Below are 25,863 nucleotides of genomic sequence, written 5' to 3'. Positions count from 1 at the left end.
GCACCGGCCCCGCCCTGCCCGGCACCGGCGCCGAGGACGTGGCCCGCGACTGGGACCTTCCGCAAGCCACCGCCTGACACCCTCCCGAAAGGCACACCAGTGACCACCGAAGCGTTTGTGTACGACGCGATCCGCACCCCGCGCGGCCGAGGCAAGGCCAACGGCGCGCTGCACGGCACCAAGCCGATCGACCTGGTCGTCGGCCTGATCCACGAGATCCGCGCCCGCTTCCCCGGTCTGGACCCGGCGGCCATCGACGACATCGTGCTCGGCGTCGTCGGCCCCGTCGGCGACCAGGGCTCCGACATCGCCCGGATCGCCGCCGTCGCCGCGGGACTGCCGGACACCGTGGCGGGCGTACAGGAGAACCGCTTCTGCGCCTCGGGTCTAGAGGCCGTCAACACGGCCGCCGCCAAGGTCCGCTCCGGCTGGGAGGACCTGGTGCTGGCGGGCGGTGTCGAGTCGATGTCCCGGGTGCCGATGGCCTCGGACGGCGGCGCCTGGTTCAACGACCCGATGACCAACCTCGCCACCAACTTCGTCCCGCAGGGCATCGGCGCCGACCTCATCGCCACCATCGAGGGCTTCAGCCGCCGTGACGTCGACGAGTACGCGGCCCTGTCCCAGGAGCGTGCCGCCCACGCCTGGAAGGAGGGCCGCTTCGAGCGCTCGGTGGTCCCGGTCAAGGACCGTGCGGGCCTGACCGTCCTCGACCACGACGAGCACCCCCGCCCCGGCACCACCGCCGACTCCCTGGCCGGTCTCAAGCCGTCCTTCGCCGACATCGGCGAGCTGGGCGGGTTCGACGCGGTCGCGCTGCAGAAGTACCACTGGGTGGAGAAGATCGACCACGTCCACCACGCGGGCAACTCCTCCGGCATCGTGGACGGCGCCTCCCTGGTCGCCATCGGCTCCCGCGAGGTGGGGGAGCGGTACGGGCTCACCCCGCGCGCCCGGATCGTCTCCGCCGCCGTCTCCGGCTCCGAGCCCACCATCATGCTCACCGGCCCCGCTCCCGCCACCCGCAAGGCGCTCGCCAAGGCCGGGCTGACCATCGACGACATCGACCTGGTCGAGATCAACGAGGCGTTCGCCGCCGTCGTCCTGCGCTTCGTCAAGGACATGGGCCTGTCCCTGGACAAGGTCAACGTCAACGGCGGCGCCATCGCGCTCGGCCACCCCCTCGGCGCCACCGGCGCGATGATCCTCGGCACCCTCGTGGACGAACTGGAGCGCCAGGACAAGCGGTACGGCCTGGCCACCCTGTGCGTCGGTGGCGGCATGGGCATCGCCACGATCATCGAGCGCGTCTGAACTCCCAGCGGAACCAAGCGACTTCTACGGAGACGACTGTCATGACCGAGAGCACCACCATCCGCTGGGAGCAGGACGACACCGGTGTCGTCACCCTCGTCCTCGACGACCCCGGCCAGTCCGCGAACACCATGAACCAGGCGTTCCGCGAGTCCCTCGCCGTGATCACCGACCGGCTGGAGGCCGAGAAGGACTCGATCCGGGGCATCATCCTCACCTCGGCGAAGAAGACCTTCTTCGCGGGCGGCGACCTGCGCGACCTGATCCGGGTCACCCCTGACACGGCCCAGGACCTCTTCGACGGCGGCCTCGCCATCAAGCGGAACCTGCGCCGCATCGAGACTCTCGGTGTGCCCGTGGTCGCCGCGATCAACGGCGCGGCCCTCGGCGGCGGCTTCGAGATCGCCCTCGCCTGCCACCACCGGATCGCCCTCGACGCCCCCGGCTCCCGCATCGGCTGCCCCGAGGTCACCCTCGGCCTGCTCCCCGGCGGTGGCGGTGTCGTCCGTACCGTGCGGCTGCTCGGCATCACCGACGCGCTGCTGAAGGTGCTGCTCCAGGGCACCCAGTACAACCCGCGCCGCGCGCTGGACAACGGGCTCGTGCACGAGGTGGTCCAGACGCCGGAGGAGCTGACCGCACGGGCCCGCGCCTTCATCGACGCCCATCCCGAGTCACAGCAGCCCTGGGACAAGCCCGGCTACAAGATTCCCGGCGGCACCCCGGCCAACCCGAAGTTCGCCGCCAACCTGCCCGCCTTCCCGGCCTCGCTGCGCAAGCAGACAGGCGGCGCGCCCTACCCGGCGCCGCGCAACATCCTCGCCGCCGCGGTCGAGGGCGCCCAGGTCGACTTCGAGACCGCGCAGGTCATCGAGGCGCGGTACTTTGTGGAGCTGGCCGCCGGGCAGACCGCGAAGAACATGATCCAGGCGTTCTTCTTCGACCTCCAGGCCGTCAACTCCGGTGCCAACCGGCCTCAGGGGATCGAACCGCGCAAGGTCCGCAAGGTGGCCGTGCTCGGCGCGGGCATGATGGGCGCCGGCATCGCCTACTCCTGCGCCCGCGCGGGGCTGGAGGTCGTCCTCAAGGACGTCTCGCTGGAGGCGGCCGCCAAGGGCAAGAGCTACTCCGAGAAGCTGTGCGCCAAGGCCGTCGCCAAGGGCCGCACCAGCCAGGAGAAGGCCGACGCCCTGCTGGCCCGGATCACCCCGGCCGCCGACGCGGCCGACCTCGCGGGCTGCGACGCGGTGATCGAGGCGGTCTTCGAGGACACCGCGCTCAAGCACAAGGTGTTCCAGGAGATCCAGTCCGTCGTCGAGCCCGACGCGCTGCTCTGCTCCAACACCTCCACGCTGCCCATCACCGCGCTGGCCGAGGGCGTCGAGCGGCAGGGCGACTTCATCGGGCTGCACTTCTTCTCGCCGGTCGACAAGATGCCGCTGGTGGAGATCATCAAGGGCGAGCGCACCGGGGACGAGGCGCTGGCCCGCGCCTTCGACCTGGTCCGGCAGATCAACAAGACGCCGATCGTGGTCAACGACTCGCGCGGCTTCTTCACCTCGCGGGTGATCGGCCACTTCATCAACGAGGGCGTCGCGATGGTCGGTGAGGGCATCGAGCCGGCGTCGGTGGAGCAGGCGGCGGCCCAGGCCGGCTACCCGGCGAAGGTGCTGTCGCTGATGGACGAGCTGACCCTCACCCTCCCGCGCAAGATCCGCGCGGAGACCCGCCGTGCCGTGGAGGAGGCGGGCGGCACCTGGACACCGCACCCCGCCGACGAGGTCGTGGACCGCCTGGTCGACGAGTTCGACCGCCCCGGCCGCAGCGGCGGTGCCGGCTTCTACGACTACGAGGACGGCAAGCGCGCGGGCCTCTGGCCGGGCCTGCGCGAGCACTTCACCAGGCCGGGGCACGAGATCCCCTTCGAGGACATGCAGGAACGCATGCTCTTCGCCGAGGCCCTCGACACCGTCCGCCTTCTCGAAGAGGGCGTCCTCACCTCGGTCGCCGACGCCAACATCGGCTCCATCCTCGGCATCGGCTTCCCCGGCTGGACCGGCGGCGTCCTCCAGTACATCAACGGCTACGAGGGCGGCCTGCCCGGCTTCGTGGCCCGCTCGCGTGAACTGACCGAGCGTTACGGCGCCCGCTTCACGCCTCCGGCGCTGCTGGTGGAGAAGGCGGAGCGGGGGGAGACCTTCACGGACGCGCGCTGAGGAGTCGTACGCGGGGTGCGCTTCGGGGGTTCTCCTCCGGGACGCACCCCGGACTCATCGGGTGAGCATCCAGTGGCTGAAGGCCACGTAGTTCGTGGCGAACTCCTCCGGGGTCCTGGATTCCTCCACCCGCTTGGACAACTCGTTGACCTCGGCGTAGTGCGGCAGCCGGTCCCGCTCGTAGGCGGCGAGCGCGGAGGGCACGTCCTTGGCCGGGACGAGCAGCCGGGCGAGCAGCAGCGCGTCCTCGACTCCCAGGGACGCGCCGGCGGTGATGTGCGGAGAGAGCGCGTGCGCGGCGTCACCGACCAGGGCCACGCGGTTCGACACCCAGCGCGACAGCGAGGGGACGAGCATGATCTGGTTGTACAAGATCTTGTCGTCGGGGGTCGACTCGACAAGCGCGGGCAGTACCGGGTTCCAGCCCGTCGTGTCGAGGAACCCGGCTCGCTCGCGCGCCTGCTCCTTGGGCGTGCCGTCGAGCGCCGGCGAACCGAACTGACTGATCAGCCAGTACACCGAGCCGTCGACGGTGGGTACGTACCCGCCGCGGGTGCGCTGCTCGCCCAGCACGAGCACGCTCTGGTCGACAGTGACGCCTTCCGGCGGCGTGACGACCGAGCGCCAGGCGTGGTGGCCCACGTGGGGGATCGCGTCGCTGCCCGGCACCAGTTGCGACCGCACGACCGAGTAGGCGCCGTCGGCACCCACCAGGAGGTCCGCGTCGGCTGTGCTTCCGTCCTCGAAACGGACTGCTACTCCCGCGTCGTTCTCGAGATAGCCGACGACGCGGGATTCCAGCCGGATGCTGTCCCTGCCCACGGTCCGCGCAAGCAGCGCGTTCAGTTCGGGGCGCCGGGCCAGCAGGTAACGGTGATCGTCCTTCGAGAAGCCGGGCGGGTCGATCAACTTCCCGGCCGGATCACGGAAGTACATCTCGGTCGGCCTGGCGATGCCCCTGATCCGGTCACCGAGGCCCAGCTCATCGAAGACGGCCATGGCGTTGGCCCAGATCCCGAGCCCCGCACCCGCCGCGCGGATCTCGGGAGCCTGCTCGCACACCACCGCGTCGATGCCCGCCTTGTGCAGGGCGATCGCGGTGGTGAGTCCGACGATTCCGCCTCCAGCCACTATCACGCGCATGGGTGGTCCTCCTGATGTGACGTCGTATTTCGCGCACCTTCTCCGGCCGGCGCGGGATGGCCGGCGAGTGCTCGAAAGCGACGCTAGGGCGCCCCATTGATAACGACAAGTGCATGCTTGGTAGGCGATCGTTATCGAGGATGATAATCGGGAGATGGACAACGTCGATCTGAACCTGATCCGGGGCTTCGACGCCCTGCTCACCGAGGGCAGTGTCACCGGCGCGGCCGAACGGCTGCACACCTCCGCGCCGGCGATGAGCAGGACGCTCGGACGGCTGCGACGGGTCTTCGGCGACCCGCTCTTCGTCCGCGCCGGACGGCACCTCGTTCCCACCGCGCGGGCGCTGGAACTGAGCAGCGAGGTCCGGACGATCGCCGCACGCGCCAGGGCCCTCTTCGAGCCTCCGCAGCACGCCGATCCCGCAACCGCGGTCCGGGCCTTCGACCTCCAGATCAGTGACGCGCTGTCCATGACCTTCACGCCCGCGCTGCTCCAGGACCTGCGGAACTCGGCGCCGGGCCTCACCGTCCGGCTGCACCCGGAGAGCATGGAGGCGGTGCCCGCCCTCCGGGAGGGGCTGATCGACCTGGAGATCGGCGACGTCAGCCGGCACGAGCGCGAGATCGAGGTCGAGGCACTGGCGGCGGACGTCTTCGTCGCCGCGGTGCACCGCAGCCATCCGCTGAGCACGTCACGGCAGGTGACGCCGGAGCAGTTCGCGGCAGCCGACCACGTCGCGATCTCCCGAAGCGGCCGGGCGTACGGCCCGATCGACGCACACCTCGCCGAACTCGGTCTCCGCAGGCGGGTGGTGGCGGTCGTGCCCACCTTCGCCGAGTCGCTCCATCTCGCGCAGAGAGCGGGACTGGTGTGCATGTGCCCGGCCGTGCTCGGCCGCCGGGCCGCCGAAGCGCTGGAGCTGACCACTTTCCCGATCCCGCTCACCCTCCCCGCCGCCGACATCGGTATGGCCTGGCATCCGCGCAACGCGCACGACCGGCTGCACCGCTGGCTGCGCACACGCGTACACGCCGTGATGGCGCGCGAGTTGGCGTCGGAGAACTGAGGGCCGGCGGCTCCTCACCGGCCCGCAGTGCAAGGCGGAGCCGAGCCGCTGGTTCAGGCGAACGTGCGCCGGTAGGTCTGGGGGCTGACGCCGGTGGTGCGCTTGAAACGGTCTCGGAAGGTGGTGGGGGAGGCGAAGCCGACCTGATGGCCGATGCGTTCGACGGAGTGGGCCGTGGTTTCCAGCAGGTGCTGCGCCTGGCGGATGCGGGCGCGGTGCAGCCATTGCAGCGGGGTGGTGCCGGTCTGGTCACGGAAGCGGCGGATCAGGGTGCGGGTGCTGGTTCCGGCGCGCTCGGCGATGTCGGTGAGGGTGAGGTCGCGGGCCAGGTTCTCCCGCAGCCAGGTGAGCAGCGCCTCCAGCTCGGAGCCGTGCGGTGTCGGCGTGTGGTCGTGGACGATGAACTGAGCCTGACCGCCCTCCCGTTCGAGAGGCATCACCGACAGGCGGGCCGCGTCGGCGGCGACGGCCGAGCCGTAGTCTCGGCGGATCATGTGCAGGCACAGGTCCAGGCCGGCGGCCGCGCCGGCCGAGGTGAGGAACTGGCCGTTGTCGACGTAGAGGACGTCCGGGTCGACGTCCAGGGCCGGGTGGGTAGCGGCCAGGAGGCCGGCCGCACCCCAGTGGGTCGTGACGCGCAGGCCGTCGAGGAGCCCGGTGGCGGCCAGGGGGAAGGTGCCCACGCAGATGGAGGCGATCCGCGTCCCCGCGGCCGCGGCCGCCCGCAGTGCGTCCCGCACGGCGGGCGAGAGCGGGGCGGTGGGTTCCGCGACACCCGGCACGATGACCGTGTCCGCCCCGGCGAGACCCTCCAGCCCCCAGGGGGCGCGTACGGCGAAGGCTCCGGCATCGATCTCGTCGCGCTCGGCGCACACCCGGACCTGGTAGCCGGGCCGCCCGTCCGGCAGGCGGGTCCGGGAGAACACTTCGATGGGGGTCGACAGGTCGAACGGGATCACTTGTTCCAGCGCGAGGACGGCGACGGTGTGCATGGCAAGAACGTACCTCTCCGCCGCCTGGACGGCGCCGCTGTCTCTCCAGGAAGGCCACCGTCAGCGACGTTGAGAGCCCTCCGGAAGCCTTTGGCATTTTCCCGGCGAAGCCTGTCACAAGTGCCACTGGGCGAGCGTGACGGCAACCGGTTGACTTCGGGTGTCCGAAGGAAAACGACCCGAGGGAACCTTCATGCACGTCCAGATCATCCTGTTCGACGGCTTCGACCCACTCGATGTGATCGCTCCCTACGAGGTGCTGTACGCCGGTGGCTCGGCGTCGGACGGCGCGGTGACCGTCGAGCTGGTCTCCGCGGAGGGCTCTCGTGAGGTGATCAGCGGCACCGGAGGGCTGGCGCTGCGCGCCACGGGCGCCGTCGACCTGGAGCGCGCGGACCTGCTCGTGGTGCCCGGTGCCTCCGGCCGGGTGGGCGAACCCGGCGAGGTTCCGGCGGAAGAGGCGGGCGCCGGTGAGCGGAAGCAGGACGAGTTCATCCCGGTGCTGCTGGGCCGCACGCTGACCACCGGGCTCCCCGCGCTCCTGAAGCGGGCCATGGCCGATCCGCGCATCACGGTCGCCGCCGTCTGCGGCGGCTCGCTCGTCCTGGCCATGGCCGGTCTGCTGGAGGGGCGTCACGCGACCACCCACCACCTGGGCCTCGACCTGCTCGACGCCACCGGCGCCCGCGCGGTCCGCGCCCGCGTCGTGGACGACGGGGACCTGGTCACCGGGGCCGGCGTCACCTCCGGGCTCGACCTGGGCCTGTACCTGCTGGAGCGCGAGGTGGGCCCCCGGATCGCGCACGCAGTCGAAGAGCTGTTCTCCCACGAGCGGCGCGGCACTGTCTGGCGGCCCCGGGGCCGGACGCCCGCCGCCCTCTGAGTACCCGGCTGCTTCCCCCCTCGCATCGTCAGAAAGAACATCGGCATGTCCGTCGAAGGCACCTGGCATCTGTCCGTCTCCACCCCCGTCGGCAAGATCAAGGCCGTGGTGGAACTCCGGGAGCGGGACGGCGTCCTGACCGGCGTCGCCCGTGGAGCCGGCGAGGAAGTACCGCTCAGCGGCATCACCCTCAACGGCGACCGGCTCACCTGGAAGCAGGCCGTCACCGAGCCCCTGCGGCTGAACCTGGCGTTCGACGTCACGGTGGACGGCGACACCCTCCGGGGCGTCTCCAGGGCCGGCCGCCTCCCCTCCTCCAAGGTCACCGGCGAGCGTCGGCCGGAACGGGAGTACCAGGCATGACCAAACTCCTCCTGTCCCTGCACGTACTGGCCGCCCTCGTCGCCGTCGGCCCGGTCACCGTCGCCGCGAGCATGTTTCCCGCGAGACTGCGGCGCGCCCTCGGCGATCCCTCCGACGGCGACGCCCGGACGACCCTGCGCACCCTGCACCGCATCTGCCGCGTCTACGCGGCCATCGGCATCGCCGTACCCCTGTCCGGCCTCGCCACGGCCGGCAGTCTCGGCGTCATGGATGATGGCTGGCTGATCGCCTCGATCGTGCTGACCACGGCGGCCGTCGCCGTCCTCGCCGTACTGATCCTGCCCGCCCAGGAGCTCGCGCTGGCCGGGACGGCCGGTTCCGCCCCGCCGACGTCAACTCCCTCGACACCGGAGCGGCTGGCCATGCTCACCGGCGTCTTCAACCTGCTGTGGGCCACGGTCACCGTCCTGATGATCATCCGCCCCGGCTCCACCACGGGGGCGTGACCCGCGCACGACCGGTCCGCGACCGCGCCGCCTCGAGGATCGGGGGGGAGGACCCTAGGCCTCGGGGCCGCCCTCCTCGTCGTCCCCCAGCCACTCCCTGACCTCCTGTCGCAGTGACCGCTGGAACGTGGTCAGGAGGGCCTGGACGACCAGGGGCTGCATGTGGGCGGAGAGGGTGCGGACGTCCCTCGGGGTGTGTTCGGGCACCGCGTCGCGCAGGAGGGACGAGAGTTCGCGGGCGGCGGCGCGGGAGTGGTCGAGGAGGGTGGTGCGGGCGGCGAGGATGACCTCCTGGGAGAAGGGGAGGTCGAGGAGCTGCACGGCGAGGCGCAGCAGACCGGAGTCGACGCGGTAGGTGCCGTCCGGCTCGGCGGGGGCGAGGACGTCCATCGCCGTCAGGCGCCGTACGTCCTCCTCCGTCAGCCTGCGCCCCGCGCGGCGGTCCAGTTCGGCGCGGCCGACCGTCTCCACCGCCTCCGGGGCCCAGGAGGAGACGACCGCCCGGTGCACCGCGAGGTCCTGGGCGGTGAGGTCGGCCGGGAGCCGGCTGATGTACCGCTCGATCGCCGCCAGCGTCATCCCCTGCAGCCGCAGCTCCTCGATCAGCGCGAGCCGGGCCAGATGCTCACGGCCGTACCGGCCGACCCGGCGGGGGCCTATCTCGGGCGGCGGGAGCAGCCCGCGCGTGCCGTAGAAGCGCACCGTGCGCACGGTGACGCCGGACCGCGCGGCCAGCTCGTCGATGGTGAGGGTGGGGTCCTCGGCCTCGGTCGTCATCGCAGCAGTATCGCTGTCGCAGCAGGAGTGTGAAACCCGCGAAGGTCATGTGAGAAGTGCCGCTCTGTGACGTGGACCACCGCATATCGGGCGATCTCTCTGGGAAGCTGCTGCCTTGGTCTGTACCGCGACACGATCGTGCGGGCGGGCCGCCCTGTAAGGAACCGGCCCCTCGTGGTCCGGGAGTACCAGAGAGTGGAACGACCCGTGAGCAAGGACGCCGTCGACTCGGCCCCGGCCGCTGCCACCAGGCAAGCGGCCCACACGCCCGCGGACGCGGGCGACGCCGGTTACAGCAAGGACCTCAAGGCCCGCCACGTCAACATGATCGCCATCGGCGGCGCCATCGGCACCGGCCTGTTCCTCGGAGCGGGCGGCCGCCTGCACAACGCGGGCCCCGCGCTCGCCCTGGCCTACCTGGTCTGCGGAGTCTTCGCCTTCTTCGTGGTCCGGGCGCTGGGCGAGCTCGTCCTGTACCGCCCCTCCTCCGGGTCCTTCGTGTCGTACGCGCGCGAGTTCCTCGGCGAGAAGGGCGCCTATGTCGCCGGCTGGATGTACTTCCTGAACTGGTCGACCACCGGTATCGCCGACATCACCGCGATCGCGCTCTACACGCACTACTGGAGCATGTTCACGTCCATACCGCAGTGGGTGCTGGCCCTCGTCGCGCTGGCCGTGGTGCTCGCCGTGAACCTGATCTCGGTGAAGATCTTCGGCGAGATGGAGTTCTGGTTCGCGATCATCAAGGTCGCCACCCTGGTGGGCTTCATGCTCATCGGCATCTTCCTGCTGGCCACCCAGCACGACGTGGGCGGCCACCAGCCCGGCGTCAGCCTCATCACCGACCACGGCGGGATCTTCCCGCACGGCATGATGCCCGTCGTCCTCGTGATGCAGGGCGTGATCTTCGCGTACGCCGCGCTCGAGCTGGTCGGCGTCGCCGCCGGTGAGACCGCCGAGCCCGAGAAGGTCGTCCCCCGCGCGGTGAACTCGATCATGTGGCGCGTCGGCGTGTTCTACGTCGGCTCCGTGGTGCTGCTCGCCCTGCTGCTGCCCGGCTCGGTGTACTCCGCCGACCAGAGTCCGTTCGTGACCGTCCTGTCCAAGGTCGGCATCCCGGCGGCCGGCGACGTGATGAACCTGGTGGTGCTCACCGCCGCCATGTCCTCGCTGAACTCCGGCCTGTACTCCACCGGCCGCATCCTGCGCTCCATGGCCACGGCCGGCTCCGCGCCGAAGTTCACCGCCCGGATGAACCGCAGCCAGGTCCCCTACGGCGGCATCCTGCTGACCTGCGCGGTCTGCGTGCTCGGCGTCGGTCTGAACTACCTCGTGCCCAGCCAGGCGTTCGAGATCGTGCTGAACGTGGCCTCCCTCGGCATCATCAGCACCTGGGTGATCATCATGCTCTGCCACATGATCTTCGTCCGCCGTGCCCGCGCGGGCCTGGTCACCCGGCCGCGCTTCCAGCTCAAGTTCAGCCCGGTCACCGAGATCGTCACCATCGCCTTCCTGCTGGCCTGTCTCGGCATGATGTGGAACGACCCCGAGGTGGGCCGCCGCACCCTGTACGTGATCCCGCTGATCGCGGTCCTGCTGGTCGCAGGCTGGTTCGGCGTCCGCCGCCGCGTCACCGCGAACGCCGAGCGGGAGCTGACCGACCTCACGAAGTAGCAGGTCACGGCCACTGTCAGTGGCAGCCCTTACGGTGGCGTCATGTCGGAGATCAACTATGTCCGGGGTGACGCCACCGCGCCATGTGGGCAGGGCGCCCGCGTGATCGCCCATGTCTGCAACGACATCGGCGGCTGGGTGAGGGGCTTCGTCTCCGCGCTGTCCGGGCGCTGGCCGGAACCGGAGGCGGCCTACCGCGCCTGGTACCGCGGACGGGCGGCGAACGACTTCGGCCTGGGCGCCGTCCAGCTCGTCGAGGTCGGCCCGCTCCTGTGGGTGGCCAACATGATCGGCCAGCACGGCATCAAGGGGCGCGGCAAGGGCGTGCCGGTGCGGTACGAGGCGATCGACACCGCGCTCGGCAGGCTCGCCGGCCAAGTGACCGAACTCGGTGCCTCGGTGCACATGCCCCGCATAGGCTGCGGGCTGGCGGGTGGCGAGTGGCCGCTCGTGGAGCCGCTCGTCAGAGGGCGGCTGGCGGGGCGGGGCATCCCCGTCACCGTGTACGACCACGGGGAGGGCGCATGACGGACGTGCTGGTGCTGGGCGGTGCCGGAGTGGACACCATCGTCCGCGTCCCCGAGCTGCCGCTGCCCTTCGCCGACAGCTATCCCGTCGACACCGGGGTGCACACGCGCGCCGGGCAGACCGGCGACTTCGTCGCGCTGGGACTTGCCGCGCTGGGCCTCGACGTCCACCACCTCGACCTGATCGGCGACGACCCCGAGGGCGACCTCGTCCGGGCACTGCACCGGGACCACGGCATCCCCCTGACCGCGCTGCCCCAGCCCGCCGGCACCAAGCGCGCCGTCAACCTGGTCGGCCCCGACGGCCGCCGCCTCTCCCTGTACGACACCAGCCGTGCCCGCCCCGGCGACCGCTTCCCCGACGACGTGCTGCGCCCCCTCGCGGCGGCCGCCCGGCACGTCCACGTGACCATCACCCAGCCCTGCGCCGAGGCCCTGCCGCTGCTCCGGGAGACGGGCGTGCCGCTCTCCACCGACCTGCACGACTGGGACGGCGAGAACCCGTACCACGAGCCGTACGCCCTCGCCGCCGACGTGGTCTTCCTGTCGGCCGCCGCCCTCACCGACCCCGAGCGCACCATGCGCCGGATATCCGAGCGGGGCCGCGCCCAAGTGGTCGTCGCCACGGCGGGTGCCGAGGGCGCCCACCTGCTGGCCGACGGCGAGCTGACCCATGTCCCGCCCGTGACCCCGCCCGCCCCGGTGGTCGACTCCAACGGCGCGGGCGACGCCTTCGCCGCCGCCTTCCTCTACGGCCGCCTCGCCGGAGCGGACCCCCGGCGCTGCGCCCGCTTCGGCGCGACAGCGGGCGCGTACGCCTGCACCGTCCCGGCCACCCGCACCGACGCGATAGGCCGTGACGGCCTCCTCGGGGAGGGAGCCGTCACGGCCTAGGGCAAAGCAGGCTCAGTGCGCGTGCACGTCGTTCGTGGCCTCGATCTTCTTCCACGACTTCGGCTCCGCGACCTTCGCCGCCAGTGACCGCGCCGACGCGTCCGAGCCCCGCGCGTCCGGCTTCGACGGCTGGAACAGCCAGGTGTCGAAGAGCGCGGCCAGCGGCTTGCCGGACACCTGCTCGGCGTACTTCTGGAAGTCGGCCACCGAGGCGTTGCCGTAGGCGTGCTCCTTCGGCCAGCCCTTCAGCACGGCGAAGAAGGCGTCGTCCCCGATCTCCTCGCGCAGCGCCTGCACCGCCAGCGCGCCCCGGTCGTAGACCGCGAGGTCGAACTGCGCGTCCGGGCCGGGATCACCGGGCTTGACGGTCCAGAACGGGTCGTCGGCCGGGTGCGAGGCGTACACGTAGTCCGCCAGCTCGCGCGTGGTGCCCTCGCCCTCGTGCTCGGACCAGAGCCACTGCGCGTACCGGGCGAAGCCCTCGTTGATCCAGATGTCCTTCCAGCCCTTGAGCGACACGTCGTCGCCGTACCACTGGTGGGCCAGCTCGTGCACGACCACCGAGGTGTTGGAGCCGGCCGCGAACTGCTTGGGGCTGTAGTAGACGCGGGTCTGCGTCTCCAGCGCGTAGCCGGTGGTGGTGTTGGGGACGTAGCCGCCCGCCGAGGAGAACGGATACGGCCCGAAGTAGCCGCTCAGCCAGTCCACCAGCTCACCGGTGCGCTCCACGCTCGCGCGCGCCGCCCCGTCGTTCGCGCCGAGGTCCTTGCTGTACGCGTTGACCACCGGCACCCCGCCTTCGGAGCTGGAAGTGGTGATGTCGAAGCGGCCGAGTGCGAGAGTGGCCAGATAGGTCGCCTGCGGCTTGTCCTGGCGCCAGTTGTAGCGGGTCCAGCCCAGCTTCGAACTGGTCGACGCCAGCGTGCCGTTGGAGATCGCCTGGGTGCCGTCCGGCACCGCCACCGACACGTCGTAGGTGGCCTTGTCGCTGGGGTGGTCGTTGCTCGGGAACCACCACCAGGCCGCCTCGGGCTCGTCCGCCGCGACGGCGCCGTCCGGGGTGCGGTGCCAGGTGTTGAAGCCGTACGCGCTCTTCGTGGAGGGCACCCCGCTGTACCGGACGACCACGGTGACCTGCGTGCCCTTGGCCAGCGGGGTCTTCGGCGTGACCACCAGCTCGTGCTCGCCGGACGTGGTGAACGCGGCCTTGATGCCGTTGACCCGCACCTCGCTGACGTCCAGCAGGAAGTCCAGGTCGAAGCTGGACAGGTCCTGCGTGGTCCTGGCCAGGATGGTGGCGGTGCCCTGCAACTCGTCCGTCTTCGGCTGGTACTGGAGCCTCAGGTCGTAGTGCGAGACGTCATAGCCGCCATTGCCGTACTTCGGGTAGTAGGGGTCGCCGATGCCCGGCGCGCCGGGGGCGGACGACGCGGCCGATGCCGGGATCGCCAGCAGGAGGGAGGCCGCCGCCAGTGCGCTCGGCGCGAGGATTCTGCGGTGCACGTCAGCTCCAAGTCTTCTGGACAGGAAGTCTGTTCGGAGCCTATTCAGTCCCGGCCCCTTCTGGCGTGTCCACGACCCCTGCTGTCACACGATCGCCATTCAGCCGTCACGCGTCCCGGTGACCGCCGAAAGGCCCTCTTCTGTACGGGTGTTGACGGAGGTAGCGTCCGCCCATGCCGATTCGCTCGCTCTGTAGAACCCTCGCGGTCCTGGCCGTCGGTGCGCTGACGGCCGTCCTCCTCGCCCCGGCCGCCGCCCAGGCGGCACCGCGCGAGAGCAGGCCCGTCTACTCGTACGCCGACGCCGTCCGCGAGTCCGTCTGGGTGGACACCGGCCTGGACGAGGACGGCGACGGCCGCACCGACCGCGTCGCCGCCGACATCGTCCGCCCCGCAGAACCCGCCCGGCAGGGCCGCAAGGTGCCCGTCATCATGGACGCCAGCCCCTATTACTCCTGCTGCGGCCGCGGCAACGAGAGCCAGCTCAAGACGTACGACGCTCAGGGCCACGTCGTGCAGATGCCGCTCTTCTACGACAACTACTTCGTGCCGCGCGGCTACGCGTTCGTCGGCGTCGACCTGGCCGGAACCAACCGCAGCGACGGCTGCGTGGACGTCGGCGGACGCTCCGACATCGGCTCCGCCAAGGCCGTCGTGGACTGGCTCGGCGGCCGGGCCCGCGCCTACACCAGCCGCACCGGCGGCACGCCGGTCAAGGCGAGCTGGACCAACGGCGCCACCGGCATGATCGGCAAGAGCTGGGACGCCACCATCGCCAACGGCGTCGCCGCCACCGGCGTGAAGAACCTCAAGACCATCGTGCCGATCAGCGGCATCTCCTCCTGGTACGACTACTACTTCGCCCAGGGCGCCCAGCTCTACGACGGCGGCCCCGACGAACTCGCGGGGTACGTGGAGAGCGAACAGGCCCACTGCGCCGCCGTACGGAGGAAACTCGCCGACGGCAGCCCCGACTCGGGCGACTGGACCCGGCTGTGGACGGAGCGGGACTACGTGAAGGACGCGGGGAAGGTCCGCGCCAGAGTGTTCCTGGTGCACGGCATGCAGGACCTCAACGTCCGTACCAAGCACGTCGGCCAGTGGTGGGACGCGCTGGCCAGGCACGGCGTCGAGCGCAAGATCTGGCTGTCCCAGACCGGCCACGTCGACCCCTTCGACTACCGGCGCGGCGCCTGGGTCGACACCCTGCACCGCTGGTTCGACCACGAACTCCTCGGCTACGACAACGGCATCGACCGCGAGCCCATGGCCGACATCGAGCGCCACCCCGACCAGTGGACCACCTCCGCCGTCTGGCCCCCGCGCGACACCCGGACCACCACCCTCCACCCGGCCCGTGGCACCACTCCCGGCGTCGGCACCCTGGGCCCGCACCGGGCCACCGGCACCGAGACGTTCACCGACGACCCGAGCCGGAGCGAGACCGACTGGGCGGCCGACCTCACCAGGCCGACGCCCGACAAGGCCGCCTTCATCACCCCGGCCCTCACCGCCCCGCTGCGGATCTCCGGCTCCTCACGGGTGACCGTCACGGCCACCCCGAGCACCGCCTCCGCCCACCTGTCCGCCGTCCTGGTCGACCTCGGCCCGGACACCATCCGCGACTACGCCGACGGCGGCGAGGGCATCACCACCCTCACCGAGCGCACCTGCTTCGGCGCGAGCACGGCCGGGGACAGCGCCTGCTTCAAGGCCACCGCGGCCAGGACGGCCGACGTGGGCGCCACCGTCGTCAGCCGGGGCTGGGCCGACCTCGGCCACCACGCCTCGCTCGCCAAGGGCACCCCGCTCGTCCCCGGCCGCGCCTACACGATGACCCTCGACCTCGCCGCCACCGACCACGTCGTGCCGAGGGGACACCGGCTGGCCCTGGTCGTCGCGGGCACCGACAAGGACCTCATCGAACCGCCCGCCACCCGCCCCACCCTCACCGTCGACCTCGCCCGCACCACCGCCCGCATCCCGCTGAGCGGCGGCCCGGCCGCCCTGGACCGCGCGACCACCGCACCGCCCGCCGGGCGCACCCTCACCGTCGTCGGCACCCCGCGCTGCCTGACGGGCCACGGCGACGGCTGCACCGCGGACGCGGACAGGTAGACACCGAACCGGGCGAGGGTGCGACGATTGCACCCTCGCCCAGATCATCGGTCGGTCGGAGTGCTCATGCCTGTCGTCACCGCGCTGACGTACTACCCCGTCAAGGGCTGCGCCGGCGTCCCCGTCGACCAGGCGCGGCTGACGCCCGCCGGGCTCGCGCACGACCGCAGCTTCATGGTCGTCAGCGAGGAGGGCGTGTTCCGTACCCAGCGGAGCGACCCCCGGCTGACCCTGATCCGGCCGGGCGTCACGCTCGACGGGACTCGGCTCACCCTCCGGTCGGACGGCTTCGAGCCGCTGGTCATCACCGTCGACGCGTCCGGTCCCGCCCGGCCCGTCGAGCTGTTCGGCGTCGCCCACCGGGGGATCGACCAGGGCGACACCGTGGCGGACTGGCTGTCCTCGGTGCTCGGCGCGCCCAGCCGGCTGGTCCGCGTACCGCCCGACCACGACCGGGTCACCGACGGCAGGACACCGGGCACCTCCGGGTACGCCGACAGCTCCGCCGTGCACCTCCTCTCCCGCGCCACGCTCGACCTGCTGAACGAGAAGCTCGGGGAACGCGGCGCCGGCCCGCTGCCGATGAACCGCTTCCGCCCCAACATCGTCGTCGACGGCTGGGCCGAGCCGCACACCGAGGACCGCGCCCACCACCTCACCCTCGGCGCGGCCGAACTCGCCTACACCAAGCTCGCCGTCCGCTGCGCCGTCACCATGGTCGACCAGGAGACCGCCGCCCGCTCGGGCCCCGAGCCGCTGCGCACCCTCGCGGCCTACCGCCGCGCGGCCCGGGGCGGGGTCGTCTTCGGGGCCAAGTACGCGGTGCTGCGCCCCGGCAAGGTGTCCGTGGGGGACGAGGTGGTCGTCGGGGAGTGGGGGGAGTCGGAGAGGTAAGCCGCCGTACGGCTCGTACGCCCTCGACCACGCGTACGCCCGCCGCTGGACAGGGCCGGTGGGCAGGCCGGGGCCGGGAAGCGAGCGCCTGTGCGGACCGCTGTATGCGCCGGACGTGGGAATACTCATCTCATGTCACCCGTCTACGCCACCTTCGGACTGGAACCGGCGACCCGTGTCGGTGCCGTGCTCACCGACGGCGGCTACCAGGTCCACCGCGACTTCGTGGACTTCGTCGTCGACGGCAGCCCGCTGCTCTTCCGGCTCGCCGACCTCGACGCCGTGTCGCCGCTCGCCTCCGACCTCCCGCCCGCCGTCCTCGACGCCCAGGTGCGCGCCCTGCTGCTGGAGGACGAACCCCCGCTGCCCGGCGGCCGGTTCGTGCTCTACGGCTGCCCGGAGTGCGCCGACCTGGGCTGCGGCGCCGTCACCGTCGTCATCGAGCGGGACGGTGACGACTACCGCTGGCGGGACTTCGCCTGGCAGACCGGCGAACACGTCGACCTCGACCGCGACGGCTACCACGGCACCGGTCCCTTCCACTTCCACGGCCCCGCCTACCGGGCCGCCCTCACCGCCCTGCTGGACGGCACCACTGCTGCCCCGTCGCGCCGGGTGCTGCTCATCGGCCCCCGCGTCGGTCTGCTCGCCAAACTCGCGGCCGCCCTGCGCGGCATCGGCATCGGCGCCGACATCACCCCGGACGCCACCGACGTCCCCGCCAGGGAACTCAGCCAGTACGGAGCAGCGTTGACCGTCTCAGCGACCCAACGGGTCGCCCTGCGCGAGAGGTTCGCCCGCACCGGCACCGCCCTCGTCGACGCGCCCGCCCCGGTCGTCCCGGTCCTCGTCGCCCAGCTCCAGCAGGCCCTCGACCGCGCCCCGGACGACCGCCGCCGCCTCACCGCGCTGACCGCGACCCCGTACGCCGCCGAGATCGACGTGACCGCGCCGGGCCGCGTCCAGCTCACCGCGTACCGCGTCGACCGGCTCCGCCGCACCCATGTCCGGACCGTGCTGGACGCCGTGCTCGGCCCCGGTCACCACCGGCTGCCGCTCGACCCGAGGACGGTCAGGGGCGAGGCGTACCTGGTGGCCCGCACCTCCGGCGGGGTGCTGGTGGCAGCGGTCCGGGGGGCGTCGGCCCGCGACTAAAATCGGCGTCCTGATGACTGCCACCCTCGTCGCCAAGAATCTCGCCGCCGGCCACGGCGACCGCTCCCTCTTCACCGGGCTCGACCTCGTCGTCGCGCCCGGAGACGTGATCGGGCTGGTCGGCGCCAACGGCGCGGGCAAGTCCACGCTGCTCAAGATCCTCGCCGGGCTCACCGCGCCCGAGGAGGGCGAGCTGCGGCTCTCCCCGCCGACCGCGACCGTCGGCCACCTCCCGCAGGAGCCGGAGCGCAGGCCGGGCGAGACGGTGGGCGAGTTCCTGGCCCGCCGCACCGGCGTCGCCGAGGCCCAGCGCACCATGGACGAGGCCACCCAGGCCCTGGTCGACGGCGCGCCCGGCGCCGACGACGCGTACGCCACCGCGCTGGACCGCTGGCTGGGCCTCGGCGGCGCCGACCTGGACGAACGCGCCGAGGACGTGACCGGCACCCTCGGCCTCGCCGTCGGCCTCGACCGGCCCATGACCTCGCTGTCCGGCGGCCAGGCGGCCCGCGCCGGACTCGCGTCCCTGCTGCTGTCCCGCTACGACGTCTTCCTGCTGGACGAGCCCACCAACGACCTCGACCTCGACGGCCTGGAGCGGCTGGAACGCTTCGTCACCGGCCTGCGCGCGGGCACCGTCGTCGTCAGCCACGACCGCGAGTTCCTCACCCGCACCGTCACCAAGGTTCTCGAACTCGACCTGGCCCAGGGGCGGATCAACCTCTACGGCGGCGGCTACGCGGCCTATCTGGAGGAGCGGGACGTGGCCCGCAGGCACGCCCGCGAGGGCTACGAGGAGTACGCGGACAAACGCGCCGCCCTCCAGGACCGGGCGCAGACGCAGCGCTCCTGGATGGACAAGGGCGTGAAGAACGCCCGGCGCAAGGCGGGCAGCGACAACGACAAGATCGGCCGCAAGTTCCGCAGCGAGGCCAGCGAGAAGCAGGCCGCAAAGGCCCGGCAGACCCAGCGGATGATCGAGCGCCTGGACGTGGTGGAGGAACCGCGCAAGGAGTGGGAGCTGCGCATGGAGATCGCCGCCGCCCCACGCTCCGGCGCCGTGGTGGCGACGTTGCGGGACGCCGAGGTCCGGCGCGGTGACTTCACCTTCGGCCCGGTCTCGCTCCAGATCGACTGGGCCGACCGGATCGCGGTCACCGGAGCCAACGGCGCGGGCAAGTCCACCCTGCTCGGCGCGCTGCTCGGCCGGGTCCCGCTGGACTCCGGCGACGCCACGCTGGGTTCCGGGGTGCTGGTCGGCGAGGTCGACCAGGCCCGCCGGCTGTTCCATGGCTCCGAGTCGCTGCTCGACGCCTTCCAGGCGGCCGTCCCGGACACCGAGCCGGCCGAAGTACGCACCCTGTTCGCCAAGTTCGGCCTGAAGTCCGACCACGTACTGCGTCCGGCCGCGTCCCTCTCGCCCGGCGAGCGCACCCGCGCCGCCCTCGCGCTGCTCCAGGGCCGGGGCGTCAACCTGCTGGTGCTGGACGAACCGACCAACCACCTCGACCTGCCCGCCATCGAGCAGCTGGAGTCGGCACTCGACGCCTACGAGGGCACGCTCCTGCTGGTCACCCACGACCGGCGCATGCTGGACGCGATCAAGGTGACCCGCCGCCTGGAGGTCGCGGACGGCAAGGTGACCGAACGCTGAACCCCGCCCCCGGCCCGGCGTCGAGGCCGGGCCGGGGGCGGGGCTGGGGTCAGCGGCGGCCCTTCTTGGGGTCGACCAGACCGGCGCGGCGCAGGGCGTCCGCCATGGCACTGTTGGCCGGCGCGGGGGCGGGACGGCCGCCCCGGTCCTTGCCGCCACCGTTCCCACGGCCCTGACCGCCCTGGCCACCCTGACGCCGGCCCTGACCGTCCTGGCCCTGTCGCTGCTGGGGCGGGCGAGCGCCGCCGCCCCGCTGCTGGCGGGGACCTCGCTCCTGGGGGGCCGCCTCGTCGTCCAGCCGCAGCGTCAGCGCGATCCGCTTGCGCGGGATGTCCACGTCCAGGACCTTCACCTTGACGATGTCACCCGGCTTGGCGACGTCGCGCGGGTCCTTGACGAACGTCTTGGACATCGCGGACACGTGCACCAGGCCGTCCTGGTGGACGCCGATGTCCACGAACGCGCCGAAGGCGGCCACGTTCGTCACCACGCCCTCCAGCACCATCCCGGCGGACAGGTCGGAGATCTTCTCCACGCCCTCCTTGAAGGTGGCCGTCCGGAACGCCGGACGCGGGTCGCGCCCCGGCTTCTCCAGCTCCTTCAGGATGTCGGACACGGTCGGCAGGCCGAAGGTGTCGTCCACGAAGTCGGCGGCCCGCAGCGAGCGCAGCACCCCGGTGTTGCCGACCAGCGAGGCCACGTCCTGCCCGGTGGTCTTCACCATCCGCCGCACCACCGGGTACGCCTCCGGGTGCACGCTGGAGGAGTCCAGCGGGTCGCTGCCGCCCCGGATGCGCAGGAAGCCCGCGCACTGCTCGTACGCCTTCGGACCCAGCCGGGACACCTTCCTCAGCTCCGCGCGCGAGGTGAACGGGCCGTTCTCGTCGCGGTGCGTCACGATGTTCTCGGCCAGCGTGGCGGAGATGCCGGACACCCGCGAAAGCAGCGGTACGGACGCGGTGTTGACGTCCACACCGACGCCGTTCACACAGTCCTCGACCACCGCGTCCAGCGAACGGGACAGCTTCACCTCGGAGAGGTCGTGCTGGTACTGGCCGACGCCGATCGACTTCGGGTCGATCTTCACCAGCTCGGCCAGCGGGTCCTGCAGACGCCGGGCGATGGAGACCGCGCCGCGCAACGACACGTCCATGCCGGGCAGTTCACGGGAGGCGTACTCCGACGCCGAGTACACCGAGGCGCCCGCCTCGGAGACCATCACCTTGGTGAGGTTCAGCTCCGGGTGCTTGGCGATGAGTTCGGTCGCCAGCTTGTCCGTCTCGCGGGAGGCGGTGCCGTTGCCGATGGCGACCAGGTCGACCGTGTGCTCCTTGGCCAGCCGGGCCAGCTTGGCGATCGCCTCGTCCCACTTGTTGGCGGGCACGTGCGGGTAGATCACATCGGTGGCGACGGCCTTGCCGGTCGCGTCGACCACGGCCACCTTGACCCCGGTACGGAAACCGGGGTCCAGGCCCAGCGTGGCACGGGTGCCGGCCGGGGCGGCCAGCAGCAGGTCGCGCAGGTTGGCGGCGAACACGTCGACCGCCTCGTCCTCGGCGGCGGTACGCAGCCGCAGCCTGAGGTCGATGCCGAGGTGCACCAGCACACGGGTACGCCAGGCCCAGCGGACGGTGTCGGCAAGCCACTTGTCACCGGGACGGCCCCGGTCCGCGATGCCGAACCGGCTGGCGATGATGCCCTCGTACGAAGACCGGCCCTCCGTCGGCTCCTCCGGCTCCAGGACGAGGTCGAGGACCTCCTCCTTCTCGCCGCGCAGCATCGCCAGAATCCGGTGCGAGGGGAGCGCGGTGAACGGCTCGGTGAAGTCGAAGTAGTCGGCGAACTTGGCGCCCGCCTCCTCCTTGCCGTCCCGCACCTTGGCGGCCAGCCGGCCGCGCGTCCACATCCGCTCGCGCAGCTCACCGATCAGGTCGGCGTCCTCGGAGAACCGCTCCGTCAGGATCGCCCGCGCGCCCTCCAGCGCGGCCTGCGCGTCCGCGACACCCTTGTCCGCGTCCACGAACGCGGCCGCGGCGGCCGCCGGTTCCACCGACGGGTCGCTCAACAGCCCCTCGGCCAGCGGCTCGAGACCGGCCTCCCGCGCGATCTGCGCCTTGGTGCGCCGCTTCGGCTTGTACGGGAGGTAGATGTCCTCCAGGCGCGCCTTGGTCTCGGCGCCCCGGATGCGCTCCTCCAGATCGTCGGTGAGCTTGCCCTGCTCGCGCACCGACTCCAGGATCGCGCTCCGGCGCTCCTCCAGCTCACGCAGATAGCGCAGCCGCTCCTCGATGGCGCGAAGCTGCGCGTCGTCCAGGAGTTCGGTCGCCTCCTTGCGGTAGCGGGCGATGAAGGGCACGGTCGAGCCGCCGTCCAGCAGCTCCACCGCGGCCTTCACCTGCCGCTCCCGTACGCCGAGTTCCCCGGCGATCCTGCTTTCGATGGACCCTGTGAGGGGTGTCGTCACGATCCCGTACCGCCTTCTGACGCTGAACGTTGCGCGGCAATTGTGGCAGGTGGCACGGGGATGCGGACGACAGGGCGCACCGGGCGCCCCGCGTCAGGCCCGGCCGCTGGAGGCCCCGCCGAACAGCCGGGCGACCGCCCGGAAGGGCAGGGTGACGACAGTGGCGATGGCCCCGCCTATCTGGCGCAGCACATCGGCGATGGCACGGAACATGAGAGAAACTCCAATCCACCCGGCGGGTTGCCCGGTGCGCACCGGGTACCCCACGAGCGGCTCGGCACGCCCCCGCCGGATCACCCGGTCGTGGGCACGCTCCAGGTGAAGCGGGGTTCGCGGCGTTCCAGGAAGGCGGTCACGCCCTCCTCGGTGTCGGTGGAGGCGCGGGACTGGGCGGTCCAGTGGGGGTCGCGGTCGGTGCGGCCGTCGGCGTACTCCTTGGCGGCGGCCTGGGTGAGAAGGGAGCGGGTGGCCAGGGTGGCGGTGAGGGCGGCGACGCGCTTGTCCAGCTCCCCCTCTGCGAGCACCTCGTCCACCAGGCCGGTGCGCAGCGCGCGGTCGGTGCCGATCAGTTCGGCCGAGAAGAGGAGGTGCTTGGCGGTGGCCGGGCCGACCAGGGAGACCAGGCGGCGGGTGGAGGAGGCGGGGTAGACGATGCCGAGCCGCGCCGGGGTCACGCCGAACAGCGCGCCCTCCTCCGCCAGCCGGAGGTCGCAGGCTGCCGCCAGCTGGGCTCCGCCGCCCACGCAGTGGCCCTTGACCGCGGCGAGCGTCGGCTTGGGGAACGCCGCCAGCGCCTCCTCGGCGGCCACCGCGAGGCCCTGCGCCTCGACGGGCGAACCCCGCAGCGTGGAGATGTCCGCGCCCGCGCAGAAGGTCCCGCCCTCCCCGGTGAGCACCAGCGCGCGCACCTCGGGATCGGCGGCCAGTTCCGCCAGCAGCGGGGGCAGCGCCCGCCACATCGCGGCCGTCATGGCGTTGCGCTTGGCGGGGTGGCGGATGACGACGGTGGCGACGCGGTCGGCGACGGCGTGCGACAGCTCGGGCTCCATGCGCCGGATGCTATCCGCGGGCACCGGTCGTGGCCGGGTGAGTTAGCTCGCACCACCCGAGGGGCAACTCGCACCAGCCGAGGGGCAGAAGGAGAGAAGAACAGCGAACAGGGGCCATCGAGCAGACCCCGCCGCCCCGCGCCCCCGTACAGATCTGACCAACCCGTACAACCTGAATAGTTCTCGAACCGGACGGGGGAGTGACAGATACGGTCATCCGCCCGACCGCACCGTACGGATGCGGTCGGAACCGTTCGATACCAGCTGACTTGTGTTCAGTCCTCCGGAGCGCACCCCGGTGTTACCAACACTCGACGTGTGGTGACAATCGAGCGCGAGGGTGGCGACTGGACGATGGACAACCACGGGCGCGGGGGTGTGCCGCGCCCCGCGGAGGGCGCCGAGCGCCCGCCCGAACCCCTGCCGTACGAAGGAGTGTGGCGGTTCACCGCCCCCGCCGTGGACGCCTCGGTCCCGCAGGCGCGGCACGCGGTACGGGATCTGCTGGTGCGCCAGGGCGTACCGGTCGCGGACGAAGTGGTGGACGGGCTGCTGCTGATCGTCTCCGAGCTGGTCACGAACGCGGTCAAGCATGCCGCGCTGCTCTCCCCGATGCTCGGGGTGGAGGTGGCCGTCGGCGCCGAGTGGGTCCGGGTCTCGGTGGAGGACAACCACCCCTACCGTCCGACCGCGCTGGAGGCCGACCACGGCCAGACCGGTGGCCGGGGGCTGCTGCTGGTGCGAGAGGTGGCGCGCGAGGCGGGCGGCGCGGTCGACGTGGAGCACACGGCGAGCGGCGGCAAGGTGATCTGGGCCGCCCTGCCGCTCAAACCCGCGCTGTCCGGATGAGGGTCCCGCGGGGCTACCAGCCCGCGGCCGACCCCGTCAGCTCCTTGATCGCCGGACGCGCCGCGTCCAGCACCGTCATGAACCACGCGGAGAACGGCTCCCGCGCGTGCCGCTCCGCCAGCTCGGCCGCCGTCACGAAGGCGATCCCGCCCACCTCCTCCGGGTCCGGCGCCGGCGCCTGCTGCACCAGCCCGACGAAGAGGTGGTTGTACTCCTGCTCCACCAGGCCCGACGCCGGGTCGGGGTGGTTGTAGCGCACGGTGCCCGCCTGGGCCAGCAGCGAGGGCGAGACCCCCAGCTCCTCGTGGGTACGCCGGGCCGCCGCCGCGAACGGTGCCTCACCGGGGTAGGGGTGGCCGCAGCAGGTGTTGGACCAGACACCGGGGGAGTGGTACTTGCCGAGCGCCCGCTGCTGGAGCAGCAGCCGGCCCCGCTCGTCGAAGAGGAACACCGAGAACGCCCGGTGGAGCTGCCCCGGCGGCTGGTGGGCGGTCAGCTTCTCCGCGGTGCCGGTCGTCACGCCGTTCTCGTCCACGAGTTCCAGCAAGATCGGCTCCGCGGTGCCGTTCGACGAGCTGTGCGTCTCGGTGGCTGGTGTGATCGGCATACCCATCCTTCGCGTCGGTCTTCGCACCCCCAAGTCTGCCGTACGAAACCGGCACTCCCGGCACTTCCCGGCACGTCCGCATGTCCCGAACCCGTACGAGTACCTCAGTGACAGAGGTGCGCCTCGTGCTCCGCGTGCCCGCCCGGCTCCAGCTGGAAGGTGCAGTGCTCCACGTCGAAGTGGTCGCCCAGACAGCCCTGCAGCTCGTGCAGTATCTTCTCGTGGCCGACGGCGTTCAGCACATCCGTGCTCACCACCACATGTGCGGAGAGCACAGGCATGCCCGAGGTGATCGTCCAGGCGTGCAGGTCATGTACGTCCTCCACACCGTCCAGCGCCAGGATGTGTGCCCGTACCTCGGTCATGTCGACGTCCTTGGGCGCCGCCTCCAGCAGCACGTCCAGCGTCTCGCGCAGCAGCCGCAGCGTCCTCGGCACGATCATCAGCCCGATGAGCAGCGAGGCGATCGGGTCGGCGGCCTGCCAGCCGGTGGCCAGGATCACGGCGGCCGAGACGATCACCGCCACCGAGCCCAGCGCGTCCGCGGCGACCTCCAGGAAGGCACCGCGCACATTGAGGCTCTCCTTCTGCCCGCGCATCAGCAGCAGGAGCGAGACGGAGTTCGCCACCAGGCCGATCGCGCCGAACACCACCATCAGCCCGCCGTGCGTCTCGGCCGGCCGCAGGAACCGCTGCACCGCCTCGACCAGCACATAGCCGCCCACCCCGAGCAGCAGCACACAGTTGGCGAGCGCGGCCAGGATCTCGGCGCGGGCGAAGCCGAAGGTGCGGTGGGTGCTCGGCGGCCGGGCCGCGAAGTGGATCGCCAGCAGCGCCATGACCAGGCCCACCGCGTCGGTCGCCATGTGGGCGGCGTCCGCGATCAGCGCCAGGGAGTCCGCGACCAGACCGCCGACGATCTCGACCACCATGATGGCGAGCGTGATGCCCAGCGCCGCGCGCAGCCTGCCCCGGTACGCGGCCGCGGCCGTACCGGTGGACGGCACATGGCTGTGCGCATGCCCGTGGTCGTGCCCTGCCCCCATGAGAGAACCGCCCTTCAGCGCCGCGCGCCGGCTCGCAAACGAACGCACCGGCTCACAGTGAACTACGGTCGGCGGTCCCTGGGCAACGCGGCACTGAACACCGTTGTCATATGCTCTGACCTGCGGAAACGATCCGCAGGTCAGAGCCGTACGGCAGTCCTCAGCGGCCGCGGTGGTGCTGCCAGCCCGCCCAGGCCGAGGCGACC

General features: G+C 71.8%; 23 protein-coding genes. 14 read left to right on the top strand and 9 right to left on the bottom strand.

The window, feature by feature from the left end; genetic code table 11:
- Positions 1-99: 99 nt before the first annotated feature.
- Together GT030_RS22235 and GT030_RS22230 are read left to right on the top strand one after the other, a co-directional pair.
- The gene (locus GT030_RS22235) at positions 100-1,314 is read left to right on the top strand and encodes an acetyl-CoA C-acetyltransferase (RefSeq protein ID WP_161202603.1); all 1,215 of its coding nucleotides are present in this window, start codon (positions 100-102) and stop codon (positions 1,312-1,314) included.
- A 41-nt stretch (positions 1,315-1,355) separates the two neighbouring features.
- Positions 1,356-3,530, top strand: a complete 2,175-nt coding sequence (locus GT030_RS22230) for a 3-hydroxyacyl-CoA dehydrogenase NAD-binding domain-containing protein (RefSeq protein WP_161202602.1) — start codon at positions 1,356-1,358, stop codon at positions 3,528-3,530.
- Between the two features lie 54 nt (positions 3,531-3,584).
- Here GT030_RS22230 and GT030_RS22225 read toward each other — a convergent pair whose 3' ends face one another.
- Positions 3,585-4,673: an FAD-dependent monooxygenase gene (locus GT030_RS22225; RefSeq protein WP_161202601.1), complete on the bottom strand. Its 1,089-nt coding sequence runs from the start codon at positions 4,671-4,673 to the stop codon at positions 3,585-3,587.
- 154 nt (positions 4,674-4,827) lie between these two features.
- Between GT030_RS22225 and GT030_RS22220 the strand changes: the two genes are divergently transcribed.
- On the top strand, positions 4,828-5,742 hold the full coding sequence (locus GT030_RS22220; protein ID WP_161202600.1) for a LysR family transcriptional regulator: 915 nt from the start codon (positions 4,828-4,830) through the stop codon (positions 5,740-5,742).
- Between the two features lie 53 nt (positions 5,743-5,795).
- Here GT030_RS22220 and GT030_RS22215 read toward each other — a convergent pair whose 3' ends face one another.
- Positions 5,796-6,734 (bottom strand): helix-turn-helix domain-containing protein, encoded by a 939-nt coding sequence (locus tag GT030_RS22215; RefSeq protein WP_161202599.1) that lies wholly within the window; start codon positions 6,732-6,734, stop codon positions 5,796-5,798.
- Positions 6,735-6,927: 193 nt separating this feature from the next.
- On the opposite strand from GT030_RS22215, the gene GT030_RS22210 reads away from it, so the two are divergent.
- From GT030_RS22210 to GT030_RS22200, 3 genes are read left to right on the top strand one after another with little or no spacing between them, the layout of a single operon-like run.
- Positions 6,928-7,617, top strand: a complete 690-nt coding sequence (locus GT030_RS22210) for a DJ-1/PfpI family protein (RefSeq protein WP_161202598.1) — start codon at positions 6,928-6,930, stop codon at positions 7,615-7,617.
- A 45-nt stretch (positions 7,618-7,662) separates the two neighbouring features.
- Complete coding sequence (locus GT030_RS22205) at positions 7,663-7,980, top strand: hypothetical protein (RefSeq protein ID WP_161202597.1); 318 nt, start codon at positions 7,663-7,665, stop codon at positions 7,978-7,980.
- Positions 7,977-8,447 carry a DUF2269 family protein gene (locus tag GT030_RS22200; RefSeq protein ID WP_161202596.1) on the top strand — a complete coding sequence of 157 codons (471 nt, stop codon included), beginning with the start codon at positions 7,977-7,979 and terminating at the stop codon, positions 8,445-8,447. The genes GT030_RS22205 and GT030_RS22200 overlap by 4 nt, the downstream gene beginning before the upstream one ends.
- Positions 8,448-8,501: 54 nt before the next feature.
- Here GT030_RS22200 and GT030_RS22195 read toward each other — a convergent pair whose 3' ends face one another.
- Positions 8,502-9,224 (bottom strand): MerR family transcriptional regulator, encoded by a 723-nt coding sequence (locus tag GT030_RS22195; protein WP_202460418.1) that lies wholly within the window; start codon positions 9,222-9,224, stop codon positions 8,502-8,504.
- Between the two features lie 207 nt (positions 9,225-9,431).
- On the opposite strand from GT030_RS22195, the gene GT030_RS22190 reads away from it, so the two are divergent.
- The 3 genes from GT030_RS22190 to GT030_RS22180 are packed head-to-tail and all read left to right on the top strand — an operon-like array spanning position 9,432 to position 12,319.
- Positions 9,432-10,898 (top strand): amino acid permease, encoded by a 1,467-nt coding sequence (locus GT030_RS22190; protein WP_161202595.1) that lies wholly within the window; start codon positions 9,432-9,434, stop codon positions 10,896-10,898.
- A 42-nt stretch (positions 10,899-10,940) separates the two neighbouring features.
- A complete protein-coding gene (locus GT030_RS22185) occupies positions 10,941-11,426 on the top strand; it encodes a macro domain-containing protein (protein ID WP_161202594.1) in 486 nt (161 codons plus the stop codon).
- Positions 11,423-12,319 (top strand): PfkB family carbohydrate kinase, encoded by an 897-nt coding sequence (locus GT030_RS22180; RefSeq protein ID WP_161202593.1) that lies wholly within the window; start codon positions 11,423-11,425, stop codon positions 12,317-12,319. Before GT030_RS22185 ends, GT030_RS22180 begins: the two co-directional genes overlap by 4 nt.
- Before the next feature lie 12 nt (positions 12,320-12,331).
- On the opposite strand, the gene GT030_RS22175 is transcribed toward GT030_RS22180, so the two are convergent.
- Positions 12,332-13,822, bottom strand: coding sequence for a M1 family metallopeptidase (locus tag GT030_RS22175; protein ID WP_161202592.1), 1,491 nt, complete (start codon positions 13,820-13,822; stop codon positions 12,332-12,334).
- Positions 13,823-13,995: 173 nt separating this feature from the next.
- Between GT030_RS22175 and GT030_RS22170 the strand changes: the two genes are divergently transcribed.
- The 4 genes from GT030_RS22170 to GT030_RS22155 all read left to right on the top strand — a co-directional run bounded on the left by GT030_RS22170 (position 13,996) and on the right by GT030_RS22155 (position 19,642).
- Positions 13,996-15,939: a Xaa-Pro dipeptidyl-peptidase gene (locus GT030_RS22170; RefSeq protein ID WP_161202591.1), complete on the top strand. Its 1,944-nt coding sequence runs from the start codon at positions 13,996-13,998 to the stop codon at positions 15,937-15,939.
- Positions 15,940-16,005: 66 nt separating this feature from the next.
- Positions 16,006-16,833 (top strand): MOSC N-terminal beta barrel domain-containing protein, encoded by an 828-nt coding sequence (locus GT030_RS22165; RefSeq protein WP_161202590.1) that lies wholly within the window; start codon positions 16,006-16,008, stop codon positions 16,831-16,833.
- Between the two features lie 132 nt (positions 16,834-16,965).
- Positions 16,966-17,988 (top strand): oxidoreductase, encoded by a 1,023-nt coding sequence (locus GT030_RS22160; protein ID WP_161202589.1) that lies wholly within the window; start codon positions 16,966-16,968, stop codon positions 17,986-17,988.
- A gap of 13 nt (positions 17,989-18,001) precedes the next feature.
- Positions 18,002-19,642 (top strand): ABC-F family ATP-binding cassette domain-containing protein, encoded by a 1,641-nt coding sequence (locus tag GT030_RS22155; protein ID WP_161202588.1) that lies wholly within the window; start codon positions 18,002-18,004, stop codon positions 19,640-19,642.
- A 49-nt stretch (positions 19,643-19,691) separates the two neighbouring features.
- On the opposite strand, the gene GT030_RS22150 is transcribed toward GT030_RS22155, so the two are convergent.
- The 3 genes from GT030_RS22150 to GT030_RS22145 all read right to left on the bottom strand — a co-directional run bounded on the left by GT030_RS22150 (position 19,692) and on the right by GT030_RS22145 (position 23,155).
- Complete coding sequence (locus GT030_RS22150) at positions 19,692-22,106, bottom strand: Tex family protein (protein WP_161202587.1); 2,415 nt, start codon at positions 22,104-22,106, stop codon at positions 19,692-19,694.
- A gap of 93 nt (positions 22,107-22,199) precedes the next feature.
- Positions 22,200-22,319, bottom strand: a complete 120-nt coding sequence (locus GT030_RS37180; RefSeq protein WP_268255644.1) for an LPFR motif small protein — start codon at positions 22,317-22,319, stop codon at positions 22,200-22,202.
- Between the two features lie 80 nt (positions 22,320-22,399).
- Complete coding sequence (locus GT030_RS22145; RefSeq protein WP_161202586.1) at positions 22,400-23,155, bottom strand: enoyl-CoA hydratase/isomerase family protein; 756 nt, start codon at positions 23,153-23,155, stop codon at positions 22,400-22,402.
- A gap of 354 nt (positions 23,156-23,509) precedes the next feature.
- Here GT030_RS22145 and GT030_RS22140 point away from each other — a divergent pair, with 354 nt between their 5' ends.
- The gene (locus GT030_RS22140; protein WP_202460419.1) at positions 23,510-24,004 is read left to right on the top strand and encodes an ATP-binding protein; all 495 of its coding nucleotides are present in this window, start codon (positions 23,510-23,512) and stop codon (positions 24,002-24,004) included.
- A 13-nt stretch (positions 24,005-24,017) separates the two neighbouring features.
- Here GT030_RS22140 and idi read toward each other — a convergent pair whose 3' ends face one another.
- Entirely contained in the window at positions 24,018-24,611 is a 594-nt protein-coding gene (gene idi, locus GT030_RS22135; protein ID WP_161202584.1) for an isopentenyl-diphosphate Delta-isomerase, read from the bottom strand.
- Positions 24,612-24,715: 104 nt separating this feature from the next.
- Positions 24,716-25,657 carry a cation diffusion facilitator family transporter gene (locus GT030_RS22130; protein ID WP_161202583.1) on the bottom strand — a complete coding sequence of 314 codons (942 nt, stop codon included), beginning with the start codon at positions 25,655-25,657 and terminating at the stop codon, positions 24,716-24,718.
- Positions 25,658-25,863 lie beyond the last annotated feature (206 nt).

The organism is Streptomyces sp. SID1328 (assembly GCF_009865595.1).
GTDB lineage: Bacteria > Actinomycetota > Actinomycetes > Streptomycetales > Streptomycetaceae > Streptomyces > Streptomyces griseoluteus.
This window is presented reverse-complemented; position numbering and strand designations above follow the sequence as displayed.